The sequence below is a fragment of the Myxococcus hansupus genome (genome assembly GCF_000280925.3).
Taxonomy (GTDB): Bacteria; Myxococcota; Myxococcia; order Myxococcales; family Myxococcaceae; genus Myxococcus; species Myxococcus hansupus.
Genome location: NZ_CP012109.1, coordinates 4,173,424 through 4,187,771, shown reverse-complemented (window position 1 = coordinate 4,187,771; position 14,348 = coordinate 4,173,424). Strand labels below are relative to the sequence as shown.

At 67.5% G+C, this 14,348-nt stretch carries 1 protein-coding gene (running past one end of the window); it reads left to right on the top strand.

Translation table 11 applies throughout. The features are described 5' to 3' along the window. The first annotated feature begins 3 nt into the window (after positions 1-3). Positions 4-14,348 carry the 5' portion of a non-ribosomal peptide synthetase gene (locus tag A176_RS39220; protein ID WP_049872319.1) on the top strand. Its footprint extends 13,297 nt past the window's final position, so only the first 14,345 of its 27,642 coding nucleotides appear in the window; the start codon lies at positions 4-6; its stop codon lies beyond the right edge, outside the window.

Sequence of the window (14,348 nt, the reverse complement as noted above, 5' to 3'; positions counted from 1 at the left end):
GCCATGGGGAATGAGTCAGAGAAGAAGCCCACGCTCACCCGCGAGGAGAAGCTCGCGCTGCTCGCGAAGCGGTTGGAGAAGAAGCCTCGACCCGCGTCGCCGCTGACGTTCTCCCAGCAGCGACTGTGGTTCCTGGAGCAGCTTTCGCCCGGGCCCTCCGCCTGCAACCTTCCCTGGGCCGTGGAGCTGACGGGGCGCCTGGATGTGTCCGCCCTGGAGCGGAGCGTCCAGGAGATGGCGCGCCGCCACGAAACGCTGCGCACGCGCTTCGGTGAAGTCTCTGGAACCCCAGTGCAGTTCGTGGACGTCCAGGCGCAGGTTCCGTTCACCGTGGAGGCTCTGGACGGAGTGCTGGAGGCAGGGCTCGAGGATGCGGTGCGGCACCGCGTCCAACGCGAGTGGGAAACCCCGTTCGACCTCACGCGCGCGCCGCTGGCTCGCGGGGTGCTGCTGCGCCTGGCGCCCGAGCGGCACGTGCTCGTGGTCGTGATGCACCACTTGATCTCCGACAGCGCGTCCGTGGGTGTGCTCGCACGGGAGGTGCTGTCGCTCTACGGCGCTTTCGTTCAGGGTGTGCCTTCGTCCTTGCCGGCATTGCCACAGCAGTACGCGGACCATGCGGCGTGGCAGCGCGGGACGCTGCGCGGTGAGGCGCTGGACGCGCACATCGCGTTCTGGCGGAAGCAGTTGGACGGAATGCCGCTTGGGTTGGAGTTGCCCACGGATCGGCCCAGGCGCACGGCGCAGGGGCGTGCGGCGCGACGCCAGGTCGTGTTGTCGCCGGCGTGGGTGGAGTGGTTGGACGCATGGGCCCAGGCCGAGGGCGCCACGTTGTTCATGGGAATCCTGGCCGGGTTCCAGGCGCTGCTCTCCCGGTACACCGGACAGCAGAAGCTGCTCATCGGCACGCCGCATGCGAATCGTGACCGCAAGGAGACCGAGGGCCTGTTGGGACTCTTCTCCGAGCCCCTGGTGGTGGGCGCGGATGTGTCGGACCGGCCGGACTTCCGGACGCTGCTGCGCCGCGCGAAGTCGAGCTTGGAGGCGGCCTCCGCGCATCCGCACGTTCCCTTCGAGCCGCTGTTGCAGGGATTGGGCGTGGAGCGGGACCCGCTGCGCGCGCCGCTGTTCCAGGTGCTCGTGGGTGAGTCCGAAGCGCCGCTGCACCTGCCCGTGGTGTCGGGGCTGGGCGTGCGAATGCTCGACCTGGACGCGACGCGCACGGCGCTGGACCTGACGTTGATGATGGCGCGAGGCCCCGAGGGGCTCGTGCTGTCGGCCACGTACAACGCGGACCTGTTCGACGCGTCGACCGTCGATGGGATGCTGGAGCACCTCCAGGTCCTGCTCGGCGCGGCGGTCGCTGCACCCGAGCAGCCCGTGGAGCGCCTTCCGCTGCTCGGTGCTCCTGAACGGCACCGCTTGTTGGTGGATTGGAACGGAGCGCCCGAGCCGCTGCCGGGCGACGTGAGCGTTCATTCGCTGTTCGAGGACCAGGCCGCGCGCACTCCCGATGCCGCCGCCGTGATGTTCGGCTCCGAGTCCGTGACGTACCGCGAGCTGGACGCGCGTGCGAACCGCATTGCCCACGGGCTGCGTGCGCGGGGCGTTGGGGTGGAGACCCGGGTCGCCGTGTGCGTCGAGCGCTCGGTGGAGCTGGTCGCGGCCTTGCTGGGCGTGCTCAAGGCGGGCGGCGCTTACGTGCCGCTGGACCCGGAGTATCCGGCGGACCGGCTGGCCCTCATGCTGGAGGACAGCGGCGCCCGCGTCGTGGTGTCACGGGAGCGGTTGCGCGAGAAGCTGGGCGGTGCGCCCGGTTGCCAGTGGCTGGATGTGGATGCGCTCGTCGCGGAAGGCGATGCGGCGTCCCCTGGCGTGACGGTTCCTCCCGAAGCCGCGGCCTACGTGCTCTACACGTCGGGCTCCACGGGGCGCCCGAAGGGCGTCGTGGTGCAGCACCGCTCGTTGGTGAACTTCATCCGCGCGGAGTGGCGGACCTGCCCCGTGGAACCGGGCGACCGCGTCCTCCAGTTCGCGTCCATCAGTTGGGACACGAGCGCGGAGGAGATCTATCCGTGCCTCACGCGCGGCGGCACGCTGGTGCTCCGCACTCCCGAGATGCTGGACGTCCCCGAGGCCTTCCTGGCCCGGTGCGAGGCGGCCGGAATCACCCAGATCAACCTTCCCACCGCCTTCTGGCACGAGGTGACGGCGAGCCTCGAAGAGGGCAAGGCCCGGTTGCCCGCGGGCTTGAAGTGGCTGGTCATCGGCGGTGAGCGCGCGGTTCCCGAACGCGTGGCGCAGTGGCGCCGTCACGTGGGCGGCGCGGTGCCGCTGCTGAACACCTACGGCCTCACCGAGGTGACCGCCGTGGCCACGGCCATTGACCTGGCGGCCGGGGATGACGTGCCTGGACGGGAGGTGGCCATTGGTCGGCCCCTGACGAACGTCCGCGTCTATGTCCTCGATGGGGCGCTGGAGCCCGTGCCTCCAGGGGTGGTGGGCGAGCTGTACATCGGCGGTGAGGGCGTGGCGCGGGGATATCTCGGCCAGCCGGGACTGACGGCGGAGCGGTTCGTGCCCGGTCCCTTCGGTGACGGCGCGCGGCTGTACCGGACTGGAGACAAGGCCCGTTGGCGGCGTGACGGTGTGTTGGAATACCTGGGGCGCGGCGACACCCAGGTGAAGGTGCGCGGGCACCGCATCGAGCCAGGCGAGGTGGAGTCCGCGTTGCTCGGTGTACCCGGCGTGCGGGAGACGCTGGTGTTGGTGCGGGAGGACGTCCCTGGCGACAAGCGGCTGGTCGCCTACGTCGTGCCTCGCGAAGGACGGACGCTGGACGGGGGGGAGGTGCGCGCGGCGCTGGAGTCTCGGCTGCCTCGGTTCATGGTGCCGCAGGCCGTGGTGCCATTGGAGCGGCTCCCCTTGTTGCCGAATGGGAAGGTGGACCGCAAGTCGCTTCCCGCCCCGGAGACGGTGAGAGCGTCACGGCGGGTGGGGTACGTCGCGCCGCGCACGCCCGTGGAGCAGATGCTCGCCGGCTTCTGGGCGGACGTGCTGCGCCTGGAGACCGTGGGCCTTCACGACAACTTCTTCGAGGTGGGTGGGCACTCCCTGTTGGCCATGCAGTTGGTCGCGCGGGTGCGTGAATCCTTCCGCATCGACCTGCCGCTGCGCGACGTCTTCGAGTCCGCCACCGTGGCGGCCCTGGCGGAGCGGATTTCGAGAGCCGTGGCGGTCGGCGGGACTCCGGCGCCGCCCCTGAAGCCTTCTGAGCGCAGTGGTGGCACGGCCCCGCTGTCCTTCGCGCAGCAACGCCTGTGGTTCCTCGCGCAGTTGGACCCAGAGAACACCTCGTACAACCTGTGGGCCCCTGTTCGTGTGACAGGGACCTTGGACGTGTCCGCGTTGGAACGGGCCTTCCAGGCACTGGTGCTCCGGCACGAGTCGCTGCGCACCACGTTCCGTGTCGATGGCAACGCCCCCGTTCAGGTCGTCGCCCCCGAGGCCCGGGTTCCGCTCCAGGTCGTGGACCTGGGGAACCTTCCTCCCGAGGCCCGCGAGGCCGCGGCCAAGGCGCGGGCGGAGGACGAGGTTCGGCGCCCCTTCCGTCTGGAGGAGGGACCGTTGCTCCGCACGGTGCTGCTGAAGGTGTCCGAGCAAGAGCATGTGCTCGTGCTGGTGATGCACCACATCGTGTCGGACTACTGGTCCATGGGCATCCTCGTGCAAGAGGTGTCCGCCCTGTACGAGGCGTTGGCGCATGGTCTGCCCTCGCCGCTGCCGGCGCTCGCGGTGCAATACGCGGACTACGCGGTCTGGCAACGGGAATGGTTGAAGGGCGAGGTGCTGGAGTCGCAGCTTGCCTATTGGCGCAAGCAGCTCGCGGGCGCGCCTCGCGCTTTGGAGCTGCCCACGGACAAGCCGCGTCCCGCGACGCAGACCTTCCGAGGTGCGAACCGGCTCGTCCGGTGGCCTACGACCCTCTGGCGTGACGTGGAGGCTTTCGGTTGGCGTGAAGGCGCGACGCCGTTCATCGTGCTCTTGGCCGCATTCCAGACGGTGCTGTCGCGTTACTCGGGGCAGGAGGACGTGTGCGTCGGGGCTCCCATCGCGGGACGCTCGCACTCGGAGACCGAGAGCCTCATCGGATTCTTCGTCAACACCTTGGTGATGCGGGCGAAGCCGACGGCGTCGCTGCGCTTCCGGGAGTTGATCGCGCAGGTTCGAGAGGCCTCGCTGGGCGCCTATGCCCACCAGGATGTTTCGTTCGAGAAGCTCGTGGAGGAGTTGCAGCCCGAGCGCGACCTGAGCCGCAGCCCGCTGTTCCAAGTCACGTTGACCTTGCAGAACACCCCCGCCTCTGAAGTCCGCCTCCAGGGGCTGACGCTCAAGGGCATGGAGACGGAAGAGCACACGTCGAAGTTCGACATGTCGCTCGTGGTGGAAGAGGTCCCGGACGCCGTCGTAGCGGTCGTCAATTACAACAGCGACCTGTTTGAGGCCGCGACCGTTGACCGATTGCTTGGACACCTGCGGGTGTTGCTGGAAGCGGCGATCGAGGCCCCTGAGACGCCACTCGGCGCACTTCCGCTGATGGGGCGTGAAGAGCAGCAGCGGGTGGTGAAGGAGTGGAGCGGTGCGGTGGTGGAGTACCCGCGCGATGCCAGCTTAGGCGCGCTCTTCGAGCAGCAGGTGGAGAGGACGCCGGAGGCGGTGGCGGCGGAGTACGAGGGTGAGCGGCTGACGTACGGCGAACTGAATCGCCGAGCGAATCAGTTGGCGCACCACCTGAGGGGTATGGGGGTGGGGCCAGAGGTGAGGGTGGGGCTGTGCGTGGAGCGCTCACTGGAGCTGGTGGTGAGCGTGCTGGGCATCCTGAAGGCGGGAGGAGTGTACGTGCCGCTGGATGCGAGCTACCCGCTGGAGAGGCTCGCGTGGATGAAGCGCGAAGCCGGGGTGGCGCTGCTGGTGGCGCAGGAGCGACTTGCGGACGAAGTGGCGGCTGGCGGTGAGCTGGTGGTGAGCGTGGACACGGAGTGGGACTCGCTCATCGCGACGCAGCCGGAGAGCAACCCAAGCCCGTTGGTAGGTGGTGGAAACCTGGCGTACGTGATGTTCACGTCGGGAAGCACGGGGAAGCCGAAGGGCGTGGGCGTGCCGCACCGAGCGGTGACGCGGCTGGTGCTGGGGGCTGACTTCGCGCACTTCGGTCCGGAGGAAGTGTGGCTGCAGTTGGCGCCGATTTCGTTCGACGCGTCGACGTTGGAACTCTGGGGCGCGCTGCTGCACGGAGCGAAGCTGGTGGTGTACCCGGCGGGGACGCCGTCGCTGGAGGAGCTGGGACGGAAGCTGGTAGAGACTGAGGTCACGTCGCTGTGGCTGACGGCGGCGCTGTTCGAGCAGATGCAGGCGAGGCAGCCGCAGGCCCTGGCGAAGGTGAAGCAGCTTCTCGCTGGCGGTGACGCGCTGCCGGTGTCGCGCGTGAAGGAGCGGTTGGCGGCTGGGCAGGTGCTCATCAACGGGTACGGCCCGACGGAGAACACGACGTTCTCCAGCACGCACCGGATGGAGAAGCCGGAAGACGTGGGCGCGACGGTGGCCATCGGCCGGCCGGTGAAGAACACGACGACGTACGTGTTGGACGGGCACCTGAATGCGGTGCCGGTGGGAGTGCCGGGCGAGCTGTACGTGGGAGGAGACGGGTTGGCGGTGGGGTACGTGGGGCGGCCGGAGTTGACGGCGGAGCGCTTCGTACCGAGCCCATTTGGGGACGGCGAGCGGCTGTACCGGACGGGCGACGTGGTGCGGTGGCTGGGGAACGGGACGCTGGAGTTCTTGGGCCGAGCGGACACGCAAGTGAAGGTGCGTGGGTACCGCATCGAACTGGGCGAGATTGAGACCGCCCTGACTGAAGCCGTGGGCGTCAACGAAGCCGTCGTGGTGGCGCGTGAGGATGGCGCCGAAGGCAAGCGACTGGTGGCGTACGTCACGGCGCAAGCCGGCGCCGAGTTGGACGCCGGGACGCTTCGCAGTCACGTGAAGCAGCGGTTGCCGGAGTACATGGTGCCGTCAGCGTACGTGGTGCTGGAGTCGCTGCCACTGACGCCCAACGGCAAGGTCGACCGGAAGGCACTGCCCGCTCCAGACACGGAAGGCACCGCGACCGCGCAGTTCGTGGCGCCACGGACCGAGCTTGAGCATCGACTGGCGAAGATCTTCGAGGATGTGTTGCACCTCGAACGCGTCGGACTGGATGGAGACTTCTTCGAACTGGGCGGCCACTCGCTGCTGGCGACGCAACTGGTGTCTCGTGTGCGCGAGGCGTTCCAGGTCGAGTTGCCGCTGAGGGACGTCTTCGAGGCGCCCACGGTCGAGAAGTTGGCACAGCGCCTGGCCGGAGAGCTCCACGGCGTTTCGAACCTTCATTCGCCACGTTTGTCGCGCGCATCTCGCGTGGGCCCGCTGCCGCTCTCCTTCGCGCAGCAGCGCTTGTGGTTCCTCGACCAGCTCGAGCCTGGGAGTTCCTTCTACAACATCCCGATCGCCGTGAAGCTGACGGGAACGGTGCGAGTGGATGCACTGGAGCAGGCCTTCGCATCGCTGGTGCAGCGTCACGAATCCCTGCGGACGACGTTTCAGGAGGTGGATGGCGCCCCGGTGCAGGTCATCGCATCCGAGGCGTCGGTGCGGTTGCAGCGCGTGGACTTGAGCGGCCTCCCCGAGGCGCAAAGGCCCGCCGCAGCCGAGCGCCGCGTCAACCTGGAGGCCAGGCTCTCATTCGATCTGGCGCGAGGTCCACTGCTGCGCACGGCGTTGTTGAAGCTGAGCGAGCAGGAGCACGTGCTGGTGCTGGTGATGCACCACATCGTGTCGGACGGCTGGTCGATGGGAGTGCTCGTCCGCGAGGTCGCGGCGCTCTATGACGCATCCACGCAGGGGCGGCCCGCCGCCTTGTCGGAGCTGCCGCTTCAGTACGTCGATTACGCCGTCTGGCAGCGCAACTGGCTGCAAGGTGAGGTGCTTCAGTCGCAGCTCCGTTGGTGGAAGGATCAGCTCCAGGGAGCGCCAAAAGCACTGGAGTTGCCAACGGACAAGCCGCGTCCGGCCGTGCAGGCATTCCGCGGCGCCAACCGAACGGTCCGATGGCCGAGCGAACTGTGGGACTCGGTAAAGGCGCTGGCACATCGGGAAGGCGCCACGCCGTTCATGGTGCTGCTGGCGGCGTTCAATGCGGTGTTGTCGCGATACTCGGGTCAGGAAGACCTCTGCGTGGGCTCGCCCATCGCGAACCGGAACCGGGGGGAGACGGAGGGGCTGATTGGCTTCTTCGTCAACACCCTGGTCCTCAGGGCCAGGGTGTCACCTGAGCTGCGCTTCCGTGAGTTGCTCGCGCAGGTGCGCGAAGTCACGCTGGGCGCGTACGCGCATCAGGACGTTCCCTTCGAGAAGCTCGTGGAGGAGTTGCAGCCCGAGCGGGACCCGAGCCGCAGCCCGCTGTTCCAGGTACTCCTGACGCTGCAGAACACGCCGGTTTCCGAGGTCCAACTGAAGGACCTGACGCTGACGGGCCTTGAAGCCGAGGAGAAGACGTCGAAGTTCGACCTGTCCCTGCTCGCGGACGATTCCCAACAGGGACTCGCCGTGGTGATGAACTACAACAGCGACCTGTTCGAGCCCGAGACGGTGGACCGGCTCTTGGGGCATCTGCGGACCCTGCTGGCGGCCGCCGTCGACGTACCGGAGACGCGCCTGACGGACTTGCCACTGATGGGCCGTGAAGAGCAGCGGCAAGTGGTGCAGGCGTGGAGCGGGACGGTGGTGGAGTACCCGCGCGACCTCAGCTTGAGCGCTCTGTTCGAGCGTCAGGTGGAGCGGACGCCGGGAGCGGTGGCGGTGGAGTACGAGGGGACGCGGCTGACGTACGGCGAGCTGAATCACCGTGCGAACCAGTTGGCGCACCACCTGCGGGCGATCGGAGTGGGGCCCGAGGTGCGAGTGGGGCTGTGCGTGGAGCGCTCTCTGGAGTTGCTGGTGAGCGTGCTGGGCATCTTGAAGGCAGGTGGCGTGTACGTGCCGCTGGATGCCAGCTATCCGATGGAGCGACTGGCTTGGATGTCCCGCGAAGCCGGCGTGACGCATTGGGTTGGCCAGCAGGGGTTGCTCCAGCAGACGGGGCTCGGTGAGACGGTCCGGGCTGTGAGCGTGGACACGGAGTGGGATGCCCTCATCGCGACGCAGCCGGAGAGCAACCCGAGTCCACGGGTGGGCGGCGGAAACCTGGCGTACGTGATGTTCACGTCGGGGAGCACTGGGACGCCCAAGGGTGTGGGCGTGCCGCATCGAGCGGTGTCTCGGCTGGTGCTGGGGGCGGACTACGCGCACTTCGGGCCGGAAGAAGTGTGGCTGCAGTTGGCGCCGATTTCGTTCGACGCGTCGACGTTGGAGGTGTGGGGCTCGCTGCTGCACGGAGCGAAGCTGGTGGTGTACCCGGCAGGGACGCCGTCGCTGGAGGAGTTGGGACGGAAGCTGGAAGAGACGGGAGTCACGTCGCTGTGGCTGACAGCGGCGCTGTTCGAGCAGATGCAGGCGAGGCAGCCGCAGGCACTGGCGAAGGTGAAGCAGCTTCTCGCTGGCGGTGACGCATTGCCGGTGTCTCGCGTGAAGGAACGGCTGGCAGCGGGGCGGGTGCTCATCAACGGGTACGGCCCGACGGAAAACACGACGTTCTCCAGCACGTACCGGATGGAGAAGCCGGAAGACGTGGGCGCGACGGTGTCGATTGGTCGGCCCGTGAAGAACACGACGACGTACGTGTTGGATGCGCACCAGCGTCCAGTGCCCGTGGGAGTGCCGGGCGAGCTGTACGTGGGAGGAGACGGGTTGGCGGTGGGGTACGTGGGGCGGCCGGAGTTGACGGCGGAGCGCTTCGTGCCGAGCCCGTTTGGGGAAGGAGAGCGGCTGTACCGTACGGGCGACGTGGTGCGGTGGCTGGGGAACGGGACGCTGGAGTTCCTGGGCCGAGCGGACACGCAGGTGAAGGTGCGTGGCTACCGCATCGAACCGGGCGAAGTCGAAGCGGCATTGACGGCTCATCCGGACGTCAACGAGGCGGTCGTCGTCGCGCGGGAGGATGGCGGAGAGGGCAAGCGACTCGTGGCGTACCTGACGCCTCGCGATGCTGCCGCTTTGGATGCGGCAGCGCTGAGAAGCCATGTGAAGCAGCGGCTGCCGGAGTACATGGTGCCGTCGGCATACGTGGTGCTGGAGTCGCTGCCGCTGACGCCCAACGGCAAGGTGGATCGCAAGGCGCTCCCCGCGCCAGACGCGGCAGGCTTCGCGACCGCGGAGTACGTGGTGCCACGGACCGAGCTCGAGCAGCGGCTGGCGAGCATCTTCGAAGACGTGCTGCACCTCGAGCGAGTCGGCCTGAACGGAGATTTCTTCCAGCTCGGCGGCCACTCGTTGCTGGCGACGCAGTTGGTGTCGCGTGTGCGTGAGGCATTCCAGGTCGAGTTGCCGCTGAGGCATCTCTTCGAAGCGCCTACGGTCGAGAAGCTGGCTCAGCGTCTGGCGGGGGAACGCGACAGCGTTTCGAGTGTCCAGGCTCCACCGTTGATGCGTGCTTCTCGTGAAGGCACGCTGCCGCTTTCCTTCGCGCAGCAGCGCCTGTGGTTCCTCGACCAGCTCGAACCGGGCGGGACCTCCTACAACATCCCGATCGCCGTGAAGCTGACGGGAACGGTCCAGGTGGATGCATTGGAGCAGGCCTTCGCGGCGTTGATTCAGCGTCACGAAGCCCTGCGGACGACGTTCCATGAGGTGGATGGCGCCCCGGTGCAGGTCATCGCGTCCGAGGTGCGGGTACACCTTCGTACGGTGGACCTGCGGGGTCTGCCCGAGGAATCGCGCACCGCGGAGGCCAGGCGCCGCGTCGCAGAGGAGACGGAGCTTTCATTCAACCTGGCCAGCGGACCGCTGCTGCGCACGGCCTTGCTGAGGCTGACCGAGCAGGAGCACGTGTTGGTGCTGGTGATGCACCACATCGTGTCGGACGGTTGGTCGATGGGCGTGCTCGTCCGCGAAGTCGCGGCGCTTTACGAAGCTTTCGTCCAAGGGCGGCCGTCATCGCTTCCCGCGTTGCCGCTTCAATATGCCGACTACGCCGTCTGGCAGCGGGGCTGGTTGCAAGGGGCGGTCCTGCGGTCGCAACTTCGTTGGTGGACGGACCAGCTTCAGGGGGCCCCGCAGGCCTTGGAGTTGCCGACGGACAAACCGCGCCCGGCGGTGCAGTCGTTCCGCGGTTCTAATCGAAGCACGAAGTGGTCGAGCGAGCTGTGGGGCTCGGTCAAGGCGCTGGCGCATCGCGAGGGCGCCACGCCGTTCATGGTGCTCTTGGCCGCATTCCAGACGGTGCTATCGCGATACTCGGGCCAGGACGATATCTGCGTGGGAGCGCCTATCGCCAACAGGACCCGAGGTGAGACGGAGGGCTTGATTGGCTTCTTCGTCAACACGCTGATCCTGCGGGCCAGGCCGACGGCATCGCTGAGCTTCCGCGAGCTGCTGTCCCAGGTGCGCGAAGTCACGCTGGGCGCGTACGCGCATCAGGACGTCCCGTTCGAGAAGCTGGTGGAGGAGTTGCAGCCCGAGCGCGACTTGAGCCGCAGCCCGGTGTTCCAGGTGACACTGACGCTGCAGAACACGCCCGCCTCCGAAGTTCGCCTCCAGGGCCTGACGCTCAAGGGGATGGAGACAGACGAGCAGACGTCGAAGTTCGACATGTCGCTCGTGGTGGAGGAAGGCCGGGACGCCGTCGTGGCGATGGTCAACTACAACAGCGACCTGTTCGAGGCCGCGACCATCGACAGGCTGCTCGGCCATCTACAGGTGTTGCTGGACGCGGCGACCCTCGCTCCGGAGACGCGACTTGGCGCGCTTCCGCTGATGGGGCGTGAAGAGCAGCAGCGGGTGGTGAAGGAGTGGCGCGGGGTGCGCTCGGAGTACCCGCACGATGCCAGCTTGAGCGCGCTTTTCGAGCAGCAGGCAGAGAAGACACCTGAGGCCGTGGCGGCGGAGTACGAGGGCGAGCGGCTGACGTACGGGGAGCTGAACCGGCGAGCGAATCAGTTGGCGCACCACCTGAGGGGTATGGGGGTGGGACCTGAGGTGCGAGTGGGGCTGTGCGTGGAGCGCTCGCTGGAGTTGGTGGTGAGCGTGCTGGGCATCCTGAAGGCGGGGGGAGTGTACGTGCCGCTGGATGCGAGCTACCCGCTGGAGAGGCTTGCGTGGATGAAGCGCGAGGCCGGGGTGGCGCTGCTGGTGGCGCAGGAGCGGCTGGCGGACGAGGTGGCGGCGGGCGGCGAGTTGGTGGTGAGCGTGGATACGGAATGGGACACGCTCATCGCGACGCAGCCGGAGAGCAACCCGAGCCCGTTGGTAGGTGGAGACAACCTGGCGTACGTGATGTTCACGTCGGGAAGCACAGGAAAGCCGAAGGGCGTGGGCGTGCCGCACCGAGCGGTGACGCGGCTGGTGCTGGGGGCTGACTTCGCGCACTTCGGTCCGGAGGAAGTGTGGCTGCAGTTGGCGCCGATTTCGTTCGACGCGTCGACGTTGGAGGTGTGGGGCGCGCTGCTGCACGGAGCGAAGCTGGTGGTGTACCCGGCGGGGACGCCGTCGCTGGAGGAGCTGGGCCGGAAGCTGGAAGAGACTGAGGTCACGTCGCTGTGGCTGACGGCGGCGCTGTTCGAGCAGATGCAGGCGAGGCAGCCGCAGGCGCTGGCGAAGGTGAAGCAGCTTCTCGCTGGCGGTGACGCACTGCCGGTATCGCGAGTGAAGGAACGGCTGGCTGCGGGGCAGGTGCTCATCAACGGGTACGGCCCAACGGAGAACACGACGTTCTCCAGCACGCACCGGATGGAGAAGCCGGAGGACGTGGGCGCGACGGTGTCGATTGGTCGGCCCGTGAAGAACACGACGACGTACGTGTTGGACGGGCACCTGAACGCGGTGCCGGTGGGAGTGCCGGGCGAGCTGTACGTGGGAGGAGACGGGTTGGCGGTGGGGTACGTGGGGCGGCCGGAGTTGACGGCGGAGCGCTTCGTACCGAGCCCGTTTGGGGACGGAGAGCGGCTGTACCGTACGGGCGACGTGGTGCGGTGGCTGGGGAACGGGACGTTGGAGTTCCTGGGCCGAGCGGACACGCAGGTGAAGGTGCGCGGGTACCGCATCGAGTTGGGCGAAGTCGAAGCGGCGCTGGCGACGCACCCGGGTGTCAACGAAACAGTGGTGCTGGCGCGTGAGGATGGCGCCGAAGGCAAGCGGTTGGTGGCGTACGTCACGGCGCAAGACGGCGCTGAGTTGGACGCCAGCGGGCTGCGCAGTCACGTGAAGCAGCGGTTGCCGGAGTACATGGTGCCGTCGGCGTACGTGGTGCTGGAGTCGCTGCCACTGACGCCCAACGGCAAGGTGAACCGAAAGGCGCTGCATGCCCCGGACGCAGGAGGTACGACAAGTTCGCGATTCGCCGCGCCACGAACGGAGGCCGAGATGAAGCTGGCGGCCATCTTCGAGGAAGTGCTTCGCGTTGAGCACGTCGGCTTGGACGGCGACTTCTTCGAGTTGGGAGGGCATTCGCTGTTGGCGACCCAGTTGGTGTCTCGCGTACGCGAGGCCTTCCATGTGGAGTTGCCGCTGAGGGATGTCTTCGAAACGCCCACGGTCGAGAAGCTCGCCCAGCGGCTCGAAGTGGCAATTCCCGGCAGGAACGCGCTTCAGGTGTCAGCTCCGACGCGAGTTCCTCGAACCGGCTCCCTGCCGTTGTCGTTCGCGCAGCAGCGCCTGTGGTTCCTCGACCAGCTCGAACCTGGAGGGACCTCCTACAACATCCCGATCGCCGTGAAGCTGAAGGGGACGGTCCGGGTCGATGCACTGGAGCAGGCCTTCGCGTCGCTGGTGCAGCGTCATGAATCCCTGCGGACGACGTTCCAGGAGGTGGATGGAGCCCCGGTGCAGGTCATCGCATCCGAGGCGTCGCTGAGGCTCCAGGTCGAGGACCTGAGCAGCCTGCCCGAGGCGCAAAGGACCGCCGAGGCCGAACTGCGCATCCATCAGATCGCAGGGGCTTCATTCGAACTCACCCAAGGCCCGCTGCTGCGCACGGCGTTGCTGAAGCTGAGCGAGCAGGAGCACGTGCTGGTGCTGGTAATGCACCACATCGTGTCGGACGGCTGGTCGATGGGTGTGCTCGTCCGCGAAGTCGTGGCGCTCTACGACGCATTCACGCAGGGCCGGCCCGCCGCCTTGCCGGAGCTGCCGCTTCAGTACGTCGATTACGCCGTCTGGCAGCGCAACTGGCTGCAAGGCGAAGTGCTGCAGTCACAGCTCGGTTGGTGGAAGGATCAGCTCCAGGGCGCACCGAAGGCGCTGGAGTTGCCGACCGACAAACCGCGTCCAGCCATTCAGACGTTCCGTGGCGCCAGCCAACACACCCAATGGCCGAGCGAGCTGTGGGACTCGGTGAAGGCGCTGGCGCATCGAGAAGGCGCCACGCCGTTCATGGTGTTGCTGGCGGCGTTCCAGACGGTGCTGTCGCGGTACTCGGGCCAGGAAGATCTCTGCGTGGGCTCGCCCATCGCGAACCGGAACCGGGGGGAAACGGAGGGGCTGATCGGCTTCTTCGTCAACACCCTGGTCTTGAGGGCTCGCTTCGCGGGCAACCCGACGTTCCGTTCGCTGTTGGCCCAGGTCCGAGAGCGAACGCTGGGCGCGTATGCGCATCAGGACATTCCCTTTGAGCGTCTGGTGGAGGAGCTTCAGCCGGGCCGTGACCTCAGCCGCAACCCGCTGTTCCAGGTCATGTTCATCCTTCAGAACACGCCCGCGGTGCAGATGCACTTGCCGGACCTGTCACTGGAAGGGATGGCCGGTGAGTCCGGCACCTCGAAGTTCGACCTGACCTTGGAGCTGACGGAGACGCCGCATGGCCTGTCGGTCCTGGTCGTGTACAACACCGACCTCTTCGCATCCGGAACCCTGGACCGGTTGGTAGGCCACTTCCGTGTGTTGCTGGAGGGGGCGCTGCGGACGCCGGATGCGCGAGTGGACGCGCTGCCGCTCTTGGACGCGGCGGAGCAGCGCCGTCTCCTCGTGGAATGGAACGACACGCGCACGGAGCTGGTGCCCGGCACCATCCATGCGCTCTTCGAGGCTCAGGCCGCGAGGACGCCGACAGCCGTCGCCGTCGTCGCCGAGGATTCTCGGCTGACGTACGACGCACTGAACCGCCGGGCCAATCAACTGGCGCACCACCTGCGTTCGCTGGGCGTGGGCCCGGACGTCTCGGT